Raw genomic sequence first — 16,955 nt, forward strand, 5'->3', positions numbered from 1 at the left:
AGCATGACTTATGATTTGTATATCGGTGACCGCCTCTTCTCCAGCTGGTCGATGCGCGGCTGGTTGATGCTTGAGAAGTTCAAACTGCCTTATCGCAGCCACATGATCGGCCTTTATTCGGGCAGCATGAAACAAGACATGGAACCGCTGACCCCGGCCCGACTGGTTCCCGCGCTGCGTCTGCCCGAAGGGACGGTTGTAGGCGAAAGCCTAGCCATGGCCGAGACGCTGGCCGAGCGTCACCCTGAAGCTGGGCTGTGGCCTGCAGATCCCGCAGCGCGGGCAACCGCCCGCTGGCTTTGCGCTGAGATGGTTGCAGGGTTCAGCGCCCTCCGCGGCCAATGCCCGATGCAATTACAGCATGTGTGGCAAGGATTTGCCCCGTCATCCCAGACGTTAGCCGATCTTGAACGGATTGAGACGCTCTGGGCGCACGCGCGGCGTATCTCTGGTGCGCAAGACGGCCCGTTGTTCGGTGATTATTCGCTGGCGGATGTGTTCTATACGCCTGTTGCTGCACGGATCATCGGCTACGGGCTGCCAGTGTCCGAGGCGAACCGGATCTATTGTTTAGACCTCCTGTCGGACCCAGCCGTCAGACAATGGCGCGCAATGGGTATGACAGTTCAATACAATCCATTCCCCTATCCGCAGGAGTTGTCATCAATGCCCTGGCCGGTCGGAGGGGACTCGAACGCCAAACCGGTATCAGGCGGCCCTTCCCTCAACGAGGCTTGTCCGTACTCCGGCAACCCGGTTGCGGATTTTATGGAATTGGATGGCCAATGCTGGGGGTTCTGCAATCCGTTCTGCCGCGACAAAACCGTGGCTGATCCCGGCGCATGGCCCAAATTCACCGCCTTGCGCATGTCCGTTAACGACTCTTAAACCACACCCATGGCAGCAACGTCCTGTTAACCAAGAACAGGACTGCCATGGTCGCCCGTGCACATACCGTTGCCTTCCAAGGGGTCGATGCCCGCCCGGTCGAAGTGCAATGCGCCGTATCCCCCGGCCTGCCCGCCTTTTCCATCGTGGGCCTGCCAGACAAGGCGGTATCCGAAGCCCGCGACCGCGTGCGCAGCGCGCTGAGCGCGATGGCAATCGCCTTGCCCTCAAAGCGGATCACCATCAACCTGTCCCCCGCCGACCTACCCAAGGAAGGCAGCCATTTCGACCTGCCCATAGCCGTCGCGCTGTTGTCGGCCTTAGAGATCATTCCAGCCGACGCCGCAGAAAGCACCGTAGCGTTGGGAGAGCTTTCGCTCGACGGATCTTTGGTCCCGGTGGTCGGTGCTCTGCCTGCGGCAATGACTGCGGCATCTGATGACCGGATGTTGCTTTGCCCCCGCGCCTCCAGCGCCGAGGCGGCATGGGTTGACGCAACGCAGGTGATCGGCGCGGGATCTCTGGGCGACGTTGTGCGCCATTTCTCGGGCCAATCCCCCCTACCAGCCGCACAGCCCGGCGAGGTAAACCTGACGCCCAGCGCGCGGGATCTGCGTGATGTAAAAGGGCAGGAGCGCGCCAAACGCGCCCTGGAGATCGCTGCCGCAGGTCGTCACCATCTGATCATGATCGGAACGCCGGGATCGGGTAAATCCATGCTGGCCGCGCGGCTTCCCGGCATCCTGCCGCCCCTGACCGCAGTCGAAGCTTTAGAGACCTCGATGATCCAGTCTTTGTGCGGTTTGCTGGACGAAGGCGGCATCAATCGCACGCGCCCGTTTCGCGAGCCCCACCATACGGCCTCGATGGCCGCAATCGTTGGGGGCGGCAAAGGCGCGAAACCCGGTGAGATTTCGCTGGCTCATAACGGCGTGCTGTTCATGGATGAATTTCCTGAGTTTCCACGCACCGTTCTGGAAACGTTGCGCCAACCCATCGAAACCGGTGAAGTTATGGTGGCGCGCGCCAATGCGCATGTGAAGTATCCTTGCCGGCTCATGCTAGTGGCCGCTGCCAACCCTTGCAAATGCGGTTATCTGACAGACCCCTCTCGTGCCTGCTCACGCGCGCCGGGCTGTGGCGAGGACTATCTGAACCGCATATCAGGGCCGTTGATGGACAGGTTCGACCTGAGGATTGAAGTACCGCCGGTGGAATTCACTGATCTTGACTTGCCGCCATCCGGCGACAGCTCTGCTACGGTTGCTGAACGGGTCGAAAACGCCCGCGCCATTCAGGCGAACCGATTTCAAGACACCCCACATATGCGCCAAAACGCGGATGCAGAAGGGAAGGTTCTGGAAGAGATCGCAACACCCGATGCAGAAGGTAAAGAGCTGTTGCTGAAAGCGGCAGACCGGTTTGGCCTGTCCGCCCGCGCGTTTCATCGCATTCTGCGCGTGGCGCGCACAATTGCCGATTTGGAAGGATCCGCAAACGTCCACAGATCGCACGTAGCCGAGGCGCTGAGCTTTCGCATCAGCGCCCGGGTCATGGCTTAGATTTTGGCTTCGATGGCCTGCCAGATTTTTTCGGCAATGTTGACGCCGTCAAAGCGCTCAAGCTCTTGAATGCCGGTGGGTGAGGTCACGTTGATCTCGGTCAGATAGTCGCCAATCACGTCGATACCGACAAAGATCTGACCTTTTTCTTTAAGCAGGGGGCCGATGGCCGCGCAGATCTCAAGATCACGCTCTGACAAGCCAATCTTTTCCGGACGCCCGCCTACATGCATGTTGGATCGCGTTTCACCTGCGGCAGGAACCCGGTTGATCGCACCAACAACTTCGCCGTCGACCAAAATCACCCGCTTGTCGCCATTGCTGACGTCCGGCAGAAATTTCTGCACGATCAGAGGCTCACGCGAGAAGCCCGTGAACAACTCGTGCAGAGACGTCAGGTTTCGATCATTGGCATCCAAACGGAACACGCCTGCGCCGCCATTGCCATAAAGCGGTTTGAGGATGATATCGCCATGCTTTTCCTTGAACGCTTTGATCGTTTGCAGATCACGCGCGATCGTTGTCGGCGGTGTCAGGTCAGGGAAATCCAGCACCAGCAGCTTTTCCGGATAGTTACGCACCCAGAAAGGGTCGTTGACCACAAGCGTCTGACCCTTGAGACGATCCAGCAAATGCGTGGACGTGATGTAGTGCATGTCAAACGGAGGGTCCTGTCGCAACCAGACCACATCGAAATCAGCCAGATCAACCTCGCGTTCGGGTCCCAAGACGGCCGGATCACCTGCGACCCGCTGCACTGTCATGTCGTGGCCACGCGCTGTGATGCGGCCTTCCTGATAGACCAGTTGATCCGGCCCGTAGAAAAACAGCGAATGCCCGCGCGCCTGCGCCTCTTCCGCCAGTCGGAATGAGCTGTCGGCGTTGATGTCCACGGCCCCGATCGGGTCCATTTGAAAGGCGATTTTCATGGCGTGTCCCTCAGTTTCACGCCAGATACATGGCCCAGCAGGCCCTGGGGTTCAATGGGGCTTAGGCGTGACCAAAGGCGTTTTCGATGATTTGAACTGCGCCAGACCCATCCACCAGAGCCGCGTCAAAGCGCGCTTCGGTGAGTTGCCCGTTTGGTTCTTTTTCTAGAAACTGAGCAGCCGAAGCGTAGATTCGATCAATCTGTCTGGCGCTGATCCGGGCCGCCGCCTTTTCAAAACTACTGCTTTTCTTGACTTCGATGAACACAAGCCCAGCCCCGTTGCGCGCGATCAGATCGATTTCACCGCCCGGGCCGCGCCAGCGTCTATGCAGAATGGTCAAGCCGCGGCGCTCATAATCCTCAGCAACCCGAAGCTCTGCCGCCTGCCCGGCGTGGTAGGAAACAGAGCCCTGATTTGTCCGCCGACCCATGTCATCATTTTCCCAGTTTCAGAGCTTTCTGGTAAATCGGTCGGCGCGGCAGGTCATACATTTTTGAAACAAGATCTGCCGCATCCCGAACCGAGTGGCTTTCCAACGCTCGCTTCAAAGCCTCTTCTACGTCAGATTCATTAACGCTTTGCGAATGGCTACGATCCACAAGCACAACGATTTCACCTTTGACTGACTTGCCTTGGTACTCCTCGGCCAAATCGGCCAGGGTTGCTCGGCGAATCTCTTCGAATTTTTTGGTCAATTCGCGGCACAACGCCGCCTGACGGTCTGCCCCCAGCACCAAGGCCAGATCTGACAAGCTGGCGGATACACGTTTTGGGGACTCATAAATCACAAGCGTGCCCGGAATGTCCTTCAATGCCTCAATCCGGGCGCGGCGTGCGCCGGCTGCATTGGGCAGAAATCCTGTAAAAAAGAAGGCATCTGTCGGAAGACCCGCCAATGTCAGCGCTGTCAAGGCAGCCGACGCGCCGGGGGCGCAGGTCACCGTGTGCCCGGCCTCAGCCGCCTGCTTGCCCAGATCATAACCCGGATCCGCAATAAGCGGCATTCCGGCCTCGGACGCATAGGCAACCGATTGCCCTTGAGCCAGCGCCTCCATGATTTTGCCGCGCGCGCCTGCACCGCTGTGGTCGTGATAGGCTTGAATCCGGCGCCCCTCGAGCGGGATGCCGTGGATTTCCATCAATCGGCGCAGGCTTCGGGTGTCCTCCGCTGCGATCACGTCGGCAGATGCCAGAACATCCAAGGCCCTGAGCGTAATGTCGCGCGCGGTTCCGATCGGAGTGGCAACAAAATACAGGCCCGCAGTCAATCTGATCTTTTGGAAATTCAAAGCTGGACCCTCACAGCGTGACGTTTATTATCGCGGCTCGACAGAACAGAAGCATTCATAGCCGTCGGATCAGGGAGTTTTCATTTAGATGTTCACCGTTTGCAAGCCCGTTAGCAAGTTGGCGAAAGCCGCCGCTGCCCTGACAACCGCGGCGTTTCTGGCCGCCTGTGAACCCGGCGGCCTTGGGGGTGGACCTTCGATCAATACTTCTGCTCCGGTTCCGGTGGCCCTGCTTGTCCCCAGCGGGTCTGGCCAGTCAGGCGATGCGGCATTGGCGCAAAGTCTGGAAAATGCCGCGCGTCTGGCAATGTCTGATCTGCCCAATGTGACAATTGACCTGCGCGTTTACGACACTGCCGGAAACCCGAACACGGCAACGGCCGTGGCCCAGCAAGCCGTTGCGGATGGTGCCAAGATCATTATCGGCCCGGTCTATGCGCAGGCCGCAAATGCCGCCGGGTTGGCGGTGTTGAGTAACAACGTCAACGTTCTTTCGTTTTCGAACAACACCAGCATCGCAGGCGGCAACGTCTTTGTCCTGGGCCCAACATTCGACAATACGGCCAACCGGCTGGCGAGCTTTGCGGGCAGTCAGGGCAAGGTCAACACGGTGATCGTGCACAGCAACGACGCCGCAGGCCAATTGGGCCAAGCTGCGATTGCCAACGCGCTGGCCAGCAGCCCGGTCAACAACGCCGGCACTGTTGGCTACGACCGCTCGCAGCAGGGCGTTATCAACTCGGTGCCCACAATCAAAGCAACAGTTGATTCGACCGGAGCCGATTCGATTTTCCTAACTGCTACGACGGCGGGTGCCCTGCCATTGTTCTCGCAATTGTTGCCCGAGGCCGGAGTTTCTCAGGCCACGACGCAATTCATCGGTCTGACACGCTGGGATATTCCTCCGCAAACATTGGAACTGCCGGGTGTACAAGGCGGCTGGTTTGCGCTGCCCGATCCGTCCAAGGCACAGGCATATCGCCAACGTTACAACGCGACATATGGCGAAGCGCCCCACCCGATCAGCGGTTTGGCCTATGATGGTATTGCTGCCATCGGGGCTCTGGTCAGCCAAGGCAAATCCGACGCTCTGACCACTGCGGCCCTGACTCAGAACGCCGGCTTCCAGGGCGTCGGCGGCATCTTCCGTCTGCGTCCGAACGGCACCAACGAACGCGGCCTGGCGGTCGCCACGATCCAGAACAAACAGGTGGTTGTTATTGACCCTGCCCCACAAAGCTTCTCTGGCGCCGGCTTCTGATCAGCCGGGCGTCAGCCCTTTGCCTAAGAGCTCATTAATCTGCCCCGCCGAAGACATCTTCGACAGTGCCAACGTCAACGACGCGCTGGCGCTGGCGTTTGAATCATGCACAGACAACAGCAAAGTACGGGCCGAAACGGTGCGTATCCTGCGCGATGCGCAAAAAGCCGGGCGCGCGGCGATTGCCGAAGCCTTTGGCAAACAGCCTTTCGAGGCCCGCGCACTGACACGGTCCTACACCTATCTGACGGATCAGTTGGTCGGAACGGCAATGCAGGTGTCCAGCACACGCCTGCATCCGCTTGCGACACCCACCCAAGGTGAAAAGATCGCGGTTCTGGCGGTCGGCGGTTACGGGCGTGGGGAAATGGCGCCATCGTCGGATGTCGACCTGCTGTTCCTGACCCCCTATAAAATCACAGCCTGGGCCGAAAGCGTCATTGAATCGATGCTATACATTTTGTGGGACCTGCGGCTAAAGGTCGGGCATTCGTCGCGTACGATCAAAGACTGCTTGCGGCTGGGCTCCGAGGATTTCACGATCCGCACCGCCATGTTGGAACAACGCTATCTGGCAGGCGACAAGGCGCTGGCGGACGATTTGGATCAACGCCTGAAAAACGAGTTGTTCAAAGGGACCGAACGTGAATTCATCGAAGCCAAGCTGAAGGAACGGGACGAGCGGCACCTGAAACAAGGTGAGCGCTACATGGTCGAACCGAATGTGAAAGAAGGCAAAGGCGGTTTGCGTGACCTTCAATCGCTCTATTGGATCGCAAAATATGTCTATGGCGTGCAGGACGTGGCCGAATTGGTTCCATTAGGTCTGTTCACCCCAGAAGAGTTTGAGACCTTTGTTCAGGCCGAAGAGTTCCTGTGGGCCGTCCGGTCTCATCTGCATTTGGTGACGGGCCGCGCCACCGAACAGCTGACTTTCGACATGCAGGTCGAGGTGGCCGCACGCATGGGCTATGAAGACCGCGCCGGTCGCCGCGCAGTCGAGGTGTTCATGCAGCGCTATTTCCGCGAGGCCACCCGTGTGGGCGAACTGACTCGGATTTTCCTGACCAAGCTCGAAGCGCTCCACATGAAAAGCGCACCGTTGCTTGAGCGTATTTTCCGCAGAAGCCCAAGAGTAAAGGCCGGGTACAAAGTGATCCACGGACGTCTGGACGTGGCGGACCCGGAAACATTCCTGCTGGACAAGGTAAACCTACTGCGTCTGTTCGAAGAAGGGCTGCGCACCGGCATGTTGATCCATCCCGACGCGATGCGGCTGGTTAGCGCCAACCTGCATCTGATCGACGATGAAATGCGCAACGACAAAGAAGCCAAACGCATTTTTCTGGATCTGATGCTGAAACATGGCAACCCGGAACGTGCCTTGCGCCGGATGAACGAACTGGGCGTCCTATCAGCCTTCTTGCCCGAGTTCGAACACATCATAGCGATGATGCAGTTCAACATGTATCACAGTTATACGGTGGACGAGCATACCATCCAGTGCATCGTCAATCTGGCCCAGATCGAACGCGAAGAACTGGTGGAATCCCTGCCTCTTGCCTCTTCGATCCTTAAACGTGGTGTCAACCGAAAGGTGTTGTACGTCGCGTTGCTGTTGCATGACATCGCCAAAGGTCGCCCCGAGGATCACTCGATTCTGGGCGCGCAGATCGCACGCAAGGTGGCCCCGCGGCTGGGGCTGAGCAAATCGGAATCCGAAACCGTTGAGTGGCTGGTGCGGTATCACCTGCTGATGTCAGACATGGCGCAAAAACGCGACATTTCAGACCCACGAACCGTTCGGGACTTTGCCAAGGCTGTTCAGACGGTCAAACGGCTGGACCTGCTGACGGTTCTCACCGTTTGCGACATCCGCGGCGTGGGCCCCAACACTTGGAACAATTGGAAAGCCACATTGCTACGCGCCCTTCATGCGGAAACCAAGCGCGCGCTGGAAACCGGTATGGAAGATCTCAACCGCGCCAATCGCGGGGCTGAGGCAAAGAAAGCCCTACGTGCGGAACTGGCGGGATGGACCAAGGCGGACCTAAAAACGGAAACAGCGCGCCACTATGATCCCTATTGGCAGGGTCTCAACTTGGCGACGCATGTCGAATTCGCTGAGATGCTGCGCGCACTGGAACACGGCGGCGATCCGGGCGCGATGGAAATCAGGCTTGAACCAGACGAAGATCGTGACGCAACGCGAGCCTGTTTTGCGATGGGCGATCACCCTGGCATCTTTGCACGTATTGCCGGGGCTCTGGCTCTTGTCGGCGCAAACGTCGTGGATGCCCGCAGTTACACAACCAAGGACGGATACGTCACAGACGCGTTCTGGATTCAGGACGCCGAAGGACGCCCCTTCGAAGCCGCGCGCCTGCCCCGTCTGACACAGATGATCCACAAGACGCTGCGCGGGGAAGTGGTTGCCAAGGAAGCCCTGAAATCACGCGACAAGATCAAGAAACGTGAACGGGCTTTTAACGTGCCGACCCATATCACTTTCGACAATGATGGGTCCGAAATCTACACGATCATCGAAGTTGATACGCGCGACCGCCCCGGCTTGCTGTATGACCTGACCCGGACGCTGGCGGCGGCGAATGTCTATATCGCAAACGCCGTGATCGCGACGTATGGAGAACAGGTGGTTGACGCCTTTTATGTCAAGGACATGTTCGGACTGAAATACCATTCGGAGAGCAAGCAACGCGGGCTGGAGGCGAAGCTGCGCAAGGCGATCACCGAAGGCGCTGAGCGTGCGGCCTCATGAAGCAAATCCGGTTGATTTCGGGCTTTTTCACAGTTGGCTTCTGGACACTCGCCAGCCGCATACTGGGGTTTTTGCGGGAAATTCTGCTGACCGCCCTCATTGGCCCTGGGCCGGTTATGGACGCGTTTGTTGCAGCCTTCCGCCTGCCGAACATGTTCCGCCGCTTTTTTGCCGAAGGTGCCTTTAACGCGGCCTTTGTGCCCATGTTCTCGAAGCGGCTGGAAGCGGACGAGAATCCGCAGGGCTTTGCGCAGGATGCGTTCAATCTTTTGGCGCTTGCCGTTCTGGCACTGGTCGGACTTGCGCTGATTTTCATGCCCGGTCTGGTTTGGCTGACAGCCGAAGGTTTCTATGGCGACGAACGGTTCGATTTGGCGGTGGATTATGGGTATGTTGTCTTTCCTTACATCCTGTTCATGTCTCTGGCCGCGCTCTTTTCTGGCGTCCTGAACGCAACGGGGCGGTTCGCGGCCGCAGCTGCCGCACCAGTTTTGTTGAACATCTTTGCCTGCACGGCGCTGATCGCCGGAGCCCTATCAGGCGGCGAGGTAATTCGGTGGCTGATCTCAGTGATTCCGGTTGCGGGCGTCGCTCAATTGGCGCTGGTTTGGGTCGCAACCGAACGTGCCGGCATTCGTATCCGGCCCGGTCTGCCTAAACTGACGCCCGAGATGCGCCGTATGGTCCGCATCGCGGTCCCCGCAGCTCTGGCGATGGGGGTCACGCAGGTCAATCTGGTTGTAGGGCAATTGGTGGCGTCGAAAACAGAAAAGGCCGTGAGCTGGTTGTTTGCGGCAGATCGGCTTTATCAACTGCCACTCGGCGTGGTCGGTATCGCGATCGGTATTGTTCTGCTGCCCGACCTGTCGCGCCGTCTGCGCGCCGAAGACAAAGAAGGCGCGCGCAACGCGTTTTCCCGTGCCGGAGAGTTCATGCTGCTGCTGACCCTGCCTTCGACGGTGGCGTTTCTGGTCATCCCGAACCCGCTGGTCTCAGTCCTATTCGAGCGGGGGCAATTCACCACCGAGGATACCACAGCCACAGCGTTGGCCGTTGCCATCTATGGCATCGGACTACCTGCATTCATGCTGCAAAAACTGTTGCAGCCTCTGTATTTCGCGCGCGAGAATACGCGTTCTCCGTTTCACTATGCTGTTGTGGCAATGATCGTGAATGCGGCTTTGGCGTTTGGCCTCTTCCCGTTTGTGGGCTGGATCGCACCCGCCATTGCCGCCTCCACAGCGGGTTGGGCCATGGTCGTTTTGTTGGCCATCGGGGCGCGCAACATGGGAGACGAAGCCCGGTTCGATGACCGGTTCAAACAGCGCGCGGGCCGGATCGTGCTTGCCTCTATCGGAATGGGCGCGGTTTTGTACATGGCGCTTCAGGCGTTTGGGTGGACGCTGGGCGTTCCCGGTTGGCGCTATCTGGCGCTGCTTGTCCTGATTTGTGTCGCGGCGGCCTCTTATTTCAGTCTGGGCCACCTCTTGGGCGCATTCAAACTGTCCGAGTTCAAACGCGCCCTGCGTCGATCCTGATCAGTCGCGGCGTATGCGCCCAACGATACGATCCCAGGCGCCGGGTGCGACAAGGAAAGATACTCCGAAACCGGTGGCAAACCCGCCCAGATCGGCGACCCACTCCCAGTTGCCGCCGAAGATCAGACCAAACAGGAATTGAATGCCCATCAGGACGGCAATGAGTTGAAAAGCCCGCGCCTGATTTGCGCCAACCAAGGATAGTTTGCGCCACAACAACCAGGTAAATGCGCCGATCAGGCCGTAAACCGGAGGAAACCCTCCGATCAGGGGATAGCGGGGATCCAACAGAACGGCATAAGCCAACGCGCCCCCGATCCCTGAGACGACAAAGATCAACAGCATGGGGAAGCCGCCAAACACTTCACCGACCATCTTGCCCATGGCCAGAACGAAGACGCAAACAAACACCGCCTGCGTGAAATTGGCCGAGACAAACGGATAGGTCACGAACCGGATCACATGTTCAAACGGCCAGCGCCCGTTCAGCACCATCCAGTCGAAGATATCCGCCGAAAACGCATAGTGTTGTATCGCGTCCAGCCGCCAGCCGACCGCTGTTGGCCCTCCGACCAAACCGCGCGATCCCAGCGTAAAAGCGAGTTCAATGCCGATGATGAACAGAACCAGCGCCACAACAACGGGCGGCAAAGGGTTCACGGCGGGTGTGTAATGCTCACTGCTCATTGGGCGGGCCTTTCGCGGCTGTTGACGTCCCTGTGCCTCATGGGTAAGCGACGGGGGCTGATTTTTCCAGACGGGAGTTCCCTTCGATGACCGAGACCCAGTTCACGCCGCGCGTGTTTTCCGGCATCCAGCCTTCGGGCGGGCTGACCCTGGGCAACTATCTGGGCGCAATGAAGCGCTTTGTGGATATGCAGGGTGCAGATTTCGAAACCATCTATTGCATGGTCGATCTGCACGCGATCACCACATGGCAGGACCCCGCAGCGCTGTCCCACAACACCCGTGAACTGTGCGCAGGTTTTATCGCGGCGGGCATCGACCCTGAACAGTCGATCCTGTTCAACCAAAGCCAGGTGCCCGAACATGCGCAACTGGGCTGGATCTTTAACTGCGTTGCCCGGATGGGGTGGATGCAACGGATGACCCAGTGGAAGGACAAGGCAGGCAAGAACCAGCAGAACGCTTCGCTGGGGCTTTTTGCCTACCCGTCGCTGATGGCGGCTGACATTCTGATCTATCACGCGACCCATGTGCCGGTCGGTGAGGATCAGAAACAGCACCTTGAGTTGACCCGTGATATTGCGATTAAATTCAACAACGACTTTGGCGTCGATTTCTTTCCCGTTACCGAGCCGGTAATCGAAGGCGCGGCCACCCGCGTCATGAGCTTGCGGGACGGGTCCAAGAAAATGTCAAAATCCGATCCGTCGGACATGAGCCGGATCAACCTGACCGACGATGCTGACGCGATTGCCAAGAAAATCCGCAAGGCCAAGACCGACCCGGACGCGCTGCCGTCGGATGTTGACGGGCTGGGGGATCGCCCCGAAGCACGCAATCTGGTCAATATTTACGCGGCCCTGAACGACCAAAGCGTGGAACGGGTTCTGGCAGATGTAGGTGGCAAGCAGTTTGGTGACTTCAAACCGATGCTGGCCGATCTGGCGGTGGCGAAACTGGCGCCGATTTCGACCGAAATGTCTCGTTTGATGGCAGATCAGGCCGAGATTGACCGGATTCTGGCCCGTGGGGCCGAACGCGCGCGTGAGATCGCAGCTCCGATCCTGCAAAAGACCTACAAAATCGTGGGTATGGTTGGATCAGGAACGCGCTGATTGGGCTGGACCTTCGCCTGACGCGCTCCTAGGGTTTGCCTGAATAACAGGAGGGCGTCATGGCAACCGGCAAGAACATCCGGACCTATTTTGAAGGGCAATGGCACGAGGGCGATGCGCCCATCATGCGCGCAGCCGATCACGGTGCCTGGCTGGGTTCGTCCGTCTTTGACGGCGCACGGTATTTTGACGGCCTTGCGCCCGACTTGCATGCGCATTGCGCACGGGTGAACCGGTCCGCCGAGGCCTTGATGCTGACCCCGACCCTCACAGCCGAACAGATGGTCGAACTGGTACACGAAGGATTGCAGGCTTACGGCCCGGACACAGCTGTCTATATCCGCCCAATGTACTGGGGGATCGACGGGGACCAAACCGCGATCGTCCCTCAGGAAAACAGCACCGGTTTTGCCATTTGCCTGGAAGAGATACCAATGGCACCAGAGACCGCCTCGGTCACACTGACAACGACACGCTTCCGCCGTCCTGTGCTGGAAAGTGCGGTCGTAAATGCCAAGGCCGGTTGCCTGTACCCCAACAACGCACGCATGCTGCATGAGGCACGATCCAAAGGGTTCTCGAACGCTCTGGTTGCTGATGCGATGGGGAACGTGGCCGAAACCGCTACGGCCAACATATTCATGGTCAGAGATGGCGAAGTGTTTACGCCCGCCCCGAATGGCACATTTCTGGCGGGGATCACGCGGGCGCGGCACATCAAGAATCTGCGCGAGGATGGTGTGACGGTTCACGAGACTGTTCTGAGCTTTGAGGATTTTCACGAGGCGGACGAAGTGTTCATGTCCGGCAATATGAATAAGGTCACGCCGGTTACCGCTCTGGACGATACACAATTTCAGGTTGGCCCTATTGCCCGTCGCGCTCGTGGACTTTACTGGGATTGGGCTGCAAGCCAACGCTAGCTCAGCGTTGCGGACGTCTCCAAGTTGCCAGCGCGCAACCTCTGGGGCATGATCCCTGAAACTTGAAGAGGACACCCATGCGTAAGTTTCTAGTTGTTCTGGATGACAGCAGCGAATGCTTGAATGCGATGCGATTCGCCGCAATGCGGGCTGCACATACCGGCGGCGGAGTGACGATCCTGTCGGTGATCCCACCGGACGAATTCAATCACTGGATCGGTGTTGCCGAAACCATGCGTGAGGAAGCGCGCGAACGTATCCATGCACATTTCGAGGTCTTCGCAAAATGGATGCGTGACAAACAAAACATCGAACCTGAGTTGGCCATTCGCGAAGGCGATCCGGTGTCGGAAATCATTGAACATGTCCAATCAGACCCCGAAATCGGCGTGCTTGTGCTTGGCGCAGGCACCGACAAGAAGGGCCCCGGTCCGCTGGTGACACAGTTGACGAAGAATTCGGGCAGCATGCCGCTTCCGATCACTATTGTCCCAGGCGATCTGAGCAAAGAAAAACTGGAAGAGATCACCTGAGGTTCAGAGATGGCGAAAACGATACAGTTCTGGTTCGAATTCGCCTCAACCTATTCCTATCTCAGCGCAATGCGGATCGAAACCGCGGCGCAAGCCAAGGGCGTTTCGATTGAATGGCACCCTTTTCTGCTGGGCCCGATTTTTGCCGATCAGGGCTGGCGGACCTCTCCTTTCAACCTCTACCCGGCAAAGGGGCGTTATATGTGGCGCGACATGGAACGCCTCTGTGCTGCACGGCAATTGCCGTTAGTGCAACCCGATCCCTTTCCGCAGAATTCTCTCGCTGCAGCGCGCCTGACGCTTGCCATTGAGGATCACGCGAAGAGGGCTGAATTTGTCAAGGCGGTCTATACTGCCGAATTTGGGGCCGGCCGCAATATCTCGGACCCAAACATACTGAAGGATTGTCTGAAAACGGCCGACCTGCCATCTGCCATACTGAGTCGTGCGCAGGACCCCGACGTCAAGGCGGCCCTTTTTGCGCAATCCACCCGCGCCAAAGAGCTTGACCTGTTCGGAGCACCCAGTTTTTTAGTCGGAGACGAGTTGTACTGGGGCGACGATCGTCTGGACGCGGCTTTGGATCATGCGGCCTCAATTTAGAACCGTTCCAAATCTTGACTTCCCGCGCCCCTGCGCGCATATCAGAGGCACATCAGACGGAGCTGCCTCATGTTCATCCAGACCGAATCCACCCCAAACCCGGCCACGTTGAAATTTCTGCCCGGCCAAACGGTGCTTGAGGCTGGAACTGCGGACTTCCCAACAGCGGAAGCGGGCGAGAAATCCCCTTTGGCCAAACGCATCTTTGCCGTCAACGGCGTAACGGGTGTGTTCTTCGGTAACGATTTTGTTACTGTAACCAAGTCTGACGACATTCAATGGGATCACATCAAACCCGCCATTCTGGGTGCGGTGATGGAACATTACCAATCGGGCCAACCTGTGATGGGCGCGGATGCGACTGCTGCATCTGGTCATGCAGAACACACTGGCGAAGACGCTGAAATCGTCAATCAGATCAAAGACCTGCTGGACAGCCGCGTGCGTCCGGCAGTGGCTCAGGACGGTGGTGACATTACTTTCCACGGCTTTGATCGCGGTATCGTTTACCTGCACATGCAAGGTGCCTGCGCAGGCTGCCCGTCTTCGACGCTGACGTTGAAGATGGGTATCGAAAACCTGCTGCGTCACTACATCCCCGAAGTGACCGAGGTCCGTCCTGTTGCCGTCTGACCTGACGATTCTGGCATTTGATACATCGGCCGCGCATTGCGCGGCCGCTTTGCTGCGTGGCGGTGAAATCGTTGCCTCTCGGGCCGAAGCAATGTCACGCGGGCAAGCCGAACGCCTAATGCCTTTGCTTGAAGAGCTACTTGCCCAGGCTGGGTGCACATGGTCCGATCTTGACGCCATCGGTGTAGGGATCGGCCCCGGCAATTTCACCGGCATTCGAATCTCGGTCTCTGCCGCGCGTGGGCTTGCCCTGGGTCTTGATGCTCCGGTCGTCGGCGTTTCAGGGTTTGATGCTTTGACGAAACTGAGCGATGCAAACCAACTCCCCTGTATCGCTGCGCCGCGCGATCAGGTTTATGTTCAAGTCCCCGGCAGCAAACCAAGCCTGATGCCAAAGAGCGAGGCCGAGGCGCTTGGGCCTTTGTTTTCCTGCCAGGACCCAGAGAAACAGGTCCAGGCCATTGCCCGCCTGACCGCTGAACGGTGGCACGATGTCAGCGAACCACCTGCGCCACTATACGTCAGACCTGCGGACGCAGCGCCCTCGCGTGATGTGTCACCGGTCTTGTTGGACGAATGACGCCGGACGAGATGGCATCGACTCATGTTGCTGCGTTCACGCAGTCGCGCCCTTGGTCCGCCAGTGAATTTGAAAGCCTGCTGGAGAACGCCTTTACCCACTATGTTGGAGACGCTCGCTGTTTTGCCTTGTATCAAGTTATCGCGGGCGAGGCCGAACTGCTGACAATTGCGACTCACCCCACGGTGCAACGACAGGGCCTAGCACTGCAAACAATGCGCAACTGGCACAAACGGGCCGCCGCGTTGCATGCAAGCCGGGCCTTTCTGGATGTGGCTGCGGATAATGAGCCTGCAATCGCGCTATACAAACGTTGTGGTTACCATCGTTGCGGGATGCGACCGAACTATTATTCGCGCGAAACGGGCCTAAAAGCCGACGCTCTGGTGATGGAATGCCGCCTGCCCTGAGGGCAAGGGGACATTTTTTGGACCATTTGGTCAGGAATCAATTGACCACGACGGTTGCAAACCCTCTTAATACCCGCCATCACAACAGTTATGCTCGCTAAACGTGGGTAAACGGGACTAATCTAATCCTGTGCCAACATAAAAACTGGGAGACCGAAATGACCCTGATGAAATCCTTGATGGGTGCTGCCGCTGCGGTTGCACTGACTGCGGGTGCCGCTCTGGCCGAACCGGCGCTGATCTTTGATCTGGGCGGCAAGTTCGACAAATCGTTCAACGAAGCGGCACATAACGGCGCACAGCGTTGGGCAAACGAAACCGGCGGCAAGTACCGCGAAATCGAATTGCAATCGGAAGCTCAGCGCGAGCAGGCCCTCCGCCGCTTTGCCGAAGCAGGCGCGAACCCGATCATCACCATGGGATTTGCCATGGCAGACCCTCTCAGCACGGTCGCACCTGACTATCCTGACACCAAATTTGTTGTTGTTGATGTAACCTGGCTGGACGCACCGAACCTTCGTCAGGTCGGCTTTGCCGAACACGAGGGCTCGTACCTTGTTGGAATGATGGCGGCCATGGCGTCTGAGTCCGGCACGGTTGGCTTCATCGGTGGTATGGATGTTCCACTTATCCGACACTTTGGGTGTGGCTATGCACAGGGCGCCAAAGCCGTTAACCCCGAGATCAACGTCATTGCCAACATGACAGGAACAACCCCAGCTGCATGGAACGACCCGGTAAAAGGGTCCGAGCTGACCAAAGCACAAATCAGCCAAGGCGCTGACGTGATTTATGCCGCGGCGGGCGGAACCGGTGTTGGCGTTCTGCAGACCGCAGCCGACGAAGGCATTCTGTCGATTGGCGTGGACAGCAACCAGAACCACCTGCATCCCGGAAAAGTTCTGACCTCGATGCTGAAACGTGTGGACGTTGCTGTTTATGAAGCGATGAAAGCAGGCGACAAGGTCGAAACTGGTGTGTTCGTCATGGGTCTGGCCGAAGACGGTGTTGGCGTGGCTATGGACGAAAACAACAAAGAGCTTGTTTCGGTTCGTATGAGCGACGCTGTGGATGAAGCCCGTAAAGGCATCATCAACGGCGATATCAGCGTTGTCAGCTATTACGAGAACGACAGCTGCCCCGCGCTGCAGTTCTAAGACACATGCGGGGCGGGGGTCTCCTCCGCCTCGCTTCCCACTCTGCCGCGCCGTCTGTGCGGCCC

17 protein-coding genes are annotated in these 16,955 nt (G+C 58.2%); 13 read left to right on the plus strand and 4 right to left on the minus strand.

Annotated features, from left to right (window positions below; all coding sequences use genetic code 11):
- Positions 1-3: 3 nt before the first annotated feature.
- Complete coding sequence (locus GOV89_RS14300) at positions 4-888, plus strand: glutathione S-transferase (RefSeq protein WP_171179227.1); 885 nt, start codon at positions 4-6, stop codon at positions 886-888.
- Positions 889-935: 47 nt separating this feature from the next.
- Entirely contained in the window at positions 936-2,450 is a 1,515-nt protein-coding gene (locus GOV89_RS14305) for a YifB family Mg chelatase-like AAA ATPase (protein ID WP_171179225.1), read from the plus strand.
- Here GOV89_RS14305 and gshB read toward each other — a convergent pair.
- From gshB to rsmI, 3 genes are all read right to left on the minus strand, one after another.
- The gene (gshB, locus tag GOV89_RS14310; RefSeq protein ID WP_171179223.1) at positions 2,447-3,379 is read right to left on the minus strand and encodes a glutathione synthase; all 933 of its coding nucleotides are present in this window, start codon (positions 3,377-3,379) and stop codon (positions 2,447-2,449) included. The genes GOV89_RS14305 and gshB overlap by 4 nt on opposite strands.
- A 61-nt stretch (positions 3,380-3,440) precedes the next feature.
- Positions 3,441-3,812: a YraN family protein gene (locus tag GOV89_RS14315; RefSeq protein ID WP_171179221.1), complete on the minus strand. Its 372-nt coding sequence runs from the start codon at positions 3,810-3,812 to the stop codon at positions 3,441-3,443.
- A 4-nt stretch (positions 3,813-3,816) separates the two neighbouring features.
- Positions 3,817-4,671 carry a 16S rRNA (cytidine(1402)-2'-O)-methyltransferase gene (gene rsmI / locus GOV89_RS14320; protein WP_171179218.1) on the minus strand — a complete coding sequence of 285 codons (855 nt, stop codon included), beginning with the start codon at positions 4,669-4,671 and terminating at the stop codon, positions 3,817-3,819.
- An 88-nt stretch (positions 4,672-4,759) separates the two neighbouring features.
- On the opposite strand from rsmI, the gene GOV89_RS14325 reads away from it, so the two are divergent.
- The 3 genes from GOV89_RS14325 to murJ are packed head-to-tail and all read left to right on the plus strand — an operon-like array spanning position 4,760 to position 10,249.
- Positions 4,760-5,932: a penicillin-binding protein activator gene (locus tag GOV89_RS14325; protein ID WP_171238484.1), complete on the plus strand. Its 1,173-nt coding sequence runs from the start codon at positions 4,760-4,762 to the stop codon at positions 5,930-5,932.
- The gene (locus GOV89_RS14330) at positions 5,892-8,711 is read left to right on the plus strand and encodes a [protein-PII] uridylyltransferase (protein WP_171238485.1); all 2,820 of its coding nucleotides are present in this window, start codon (positions 5,892-5,894) and stop codon (positions 8,709-8,711) included. Before GOV89_RS14325 ends, GOV89_RS14330 begins: the two co-directional genes overlap by 41 nt.
- The gene (gene murJ, locus GOV89_RS14335; RefSeq protein ID WP_171238486.1) at positions 8,708-10,249 is read left to right on the plus strand and encodes a murein biosynthesis integral membrane protein MurJ; all 1,542 of its coding nucleotides are present in this window, start codon (positions 8,708-8,710) and stop codon (positions 10,247-10,249) included. The genes GOV89_RS14330 and murJ overlap by 4 nt, the downstream gene beginning before the upstream one ends.
- Here murJ and GOV89_RS14340 read toward each other — a convergent pair whose 3' ends face one another.
- The gene (locus GOV89_RS14340; RefSeq protein ID WP_171093608.1) at positions 10,250-10,936 is read right to left on the minus strand and encodes a rhomboid family intramembrane serine protease; all 687 of its coding nucleotides are present in this window, start codon (positions 10,934-10,936) and stop codon (positions 10,250-10,252) included.
- An 86-nt stretch (positions 10,937-11,022) separates the two neighbouring features.
- On the opposite strand from GOV89_RS14340, the gene trpS reads away from it, so the two are divergent.
- The 8 genes from trpS (at position 11,023) to GOV89_RS14380 (ending at position 16,890) form a co-directional block, all read left to right on the plus strand.
- Positions 11,023-12,051, plus strand: a complete 1,029-nt coding sequence (trpS, locus tag GOV89_RS14345) for a tryptophan--tRNA ligase (protein ID WP_171179210.1) — start codon at positions 11,023-11,025, stop codon at positions 12,049-12,051.
- A 59-nt stretch (positions 12,052-12,110) separates the two neighbouring features.
- Positions 12,111-12,974 (plus strand): branched-chain amino acid aminotransferase, encoded by an 864-nt coding sequence (locus GOV89_RS14350; protein ID WP_171179208.1) that lies wholly within the window; start codon positions 12,111-12,113, stop codon positions 12,972-12,974.
- Between the two features lie 77 nt (positions 12,975-13,051).
- On the plus strand, positions 13,052-13,507 hold the full coding sequence (locus tag GOV89_RS14355) for a universal stress protein (protein WP_171179206.1): 456 nt from the start codon (positions 13,052-13,054) through the stop codon (positions 13,505-13,507).
- A 9-nt stretch (positions 13,508-13,516) separates the two neighbouring features.
- Positions 13,517-14,110 carry a 2-hydroxychromene-2-carboxylate isomerase gene (locus GOV89_RS14360; RefSeq protein ID WP_171179204.1) on the plus strand — a complete coding sequence of 198 codons (594 nt, stop codon included), beginning with the start codon at positions 13,517-13,519 and terminating at the stop codon, positions 14,108-14,110.
- A 69-nt stretch (positions 14,111-14,179) separates the two neighbouring features.
- Positions 14,180-14,743, plus strand: coding sequence for a NifU family protein (locus GOV89_RS14365; protein WP_171179202.1), 564 nt, complete (start codon positions 14,180-14,182; stop codon positions 14,741-14,743).
- Positions 14,733-15,323: a tRNA (adenosine(37)-N6)-threonylcarbamoyltransferase complex dimerization subunit type 1 TsaB gene (gene tsaB / locus GOV89_RS14370; protein WP_171238487.1), complete on the plus strand. Its 591-nt coding sequence runs from the start codon at positions 14,733-14,735 to the stop codon at positions 15,321-15,323. The genes GOV89_RS14365 and tsaB overlap by 11 nt, the downstream gene beginning before the upstream one ends.
- Positions 15,320-15,733, plus strand: a complete 414-nt coding sequence (locus tag GOV89_RS14375; protein ID WP_171179198.1) for a GNAT family N-acetyltransferase — start codon at positions 15,320-15,322, stop codon at positions 15,731-15,733. The genes tsaB and GOV89_RS14375 overlap by 4 nt, the downstream gene beginning before the upstream one ends.
- Positions 15,734-15,891: 158 nt before the next feature.
- Positions 15,892-16,890 carry a BMP family protein gene (locus GOV89_RS14380; RefSeq protein WP_171234928.1) on the plus strand — a complete coding sequence of 333 codons (999 nt, stop codon included), beginning with the start codon at positions 15,892-15,894 and terminating at the stop codon, positions 16,888-16,890.
- Positions 16,891-16,955: the final 65 nt, after the last annotated feature.

It is taken from the genome of Ruegeria sp. HKCCA5763 (genome assembly GCF_013034545.1).
Classification (GTDB): Bacteria; Pseudomonadota; Alphaproteobacteria; order Rhodobacterales; family Rhodobacteraceae; genus Ruegeria.

Bases quoted from the DNA above. Each gene is read 5' to 3' on its own strand.
- gshB (WP_171179223.1), bottom strand. From the start codon at position 3,379: ATGAAAATCGCCTTTCAAATGGACCCGATCGGGGCCGTGGACATCAAC.
- GOV89_RS14375 (WP_171179198.1), top strand. From the start codon at position 15,320: ATGACGCCGGACGAGATGGCATCGACTCATGTTGCTGCGTTCACGCAG.
- GOV89_RS14350 (WP_171179208.1), top strand. From the start codon at position 12,111: ATGGCAACCGGCAAGAACATCCGGACCTATTTTGAAGGGCAATGGCAC.
- GOV89_RS14325 (WP_171238484.1), top strand. From the start codon at position 4,760: ATGTTCACCGTTTGCAAGCCCGTTAGCAAGTTGGCGAAAGCCGCCGCT.
- GOV89_RS14365 (WP_171179202.1), top strand. From the start codon at position 14,180: ATGTTCATCCAGACCGAATCCACCCCAAACCCGGCCACGTTGAAATTT.
- GOV89_RS14300 (WP_171179227.1), top strand. From the start codon at position 4: ATGACTTATGATTTGTATATCGGTGACCGCCTCTTCTCCAGCTGGTCG.
- GOV89_RS14355 (WP_171179206.1), top strand. From the start codon at position 13,052: ATGCGTAAGTTTCTAGTTGTTCTGGATGACAGCAGCGAATGCTTGAAT.
- GOV89_RS14305 (WP_171179225.1), top strand. From the start codon at position 936: ATGGTCGCCCGTGCACATACCGTTGCCTTCCAAGGGGTCGATGCCCGC.
- GOV89_RS14380 (WP_171234928.1), top strand. From the start codon at position 15,892: ATGACCCTGATGAAATCCTTGATGGGTGCTGCCGCTGCGGTTGCACTG.
- GOV89_RS14315 (WP_171179221.1), bottom strand. From the start codon at position 3,812: ATGGGTCGGCGGACAAATCAGGGCTCTGTTTCCTACCACGCCGGGCAG.
- GOV89_RS14360 (WP_171179204.1), top strand. From the start codon at position 13,517: ATGGCGAAAACGATACAGTTCTGGTTCGAATTCGCCTCAACCTATTCC.
- murJ (WP_171238486.1), top strand. From the start codon at position 8,708: ATGAAGCAAATCCGGTTGATTTCGGGCTTTTTCACAGTTGGCTTCTGG.
- GOV89_RS14340 (WP_171093608.1), bottom strand. From the start codon at position 10,936: ATGAGCAGTGAGCATTACACACCCGCCGTGAACCCTTTGCCGCCCGTT.
- trpS (WP_171179210.1), top strand. From the start codon at position 11,023: ATGACCGAGACCCAGTTCACGCCGCGCGTGTTTTCCGGCATCCAGCCT.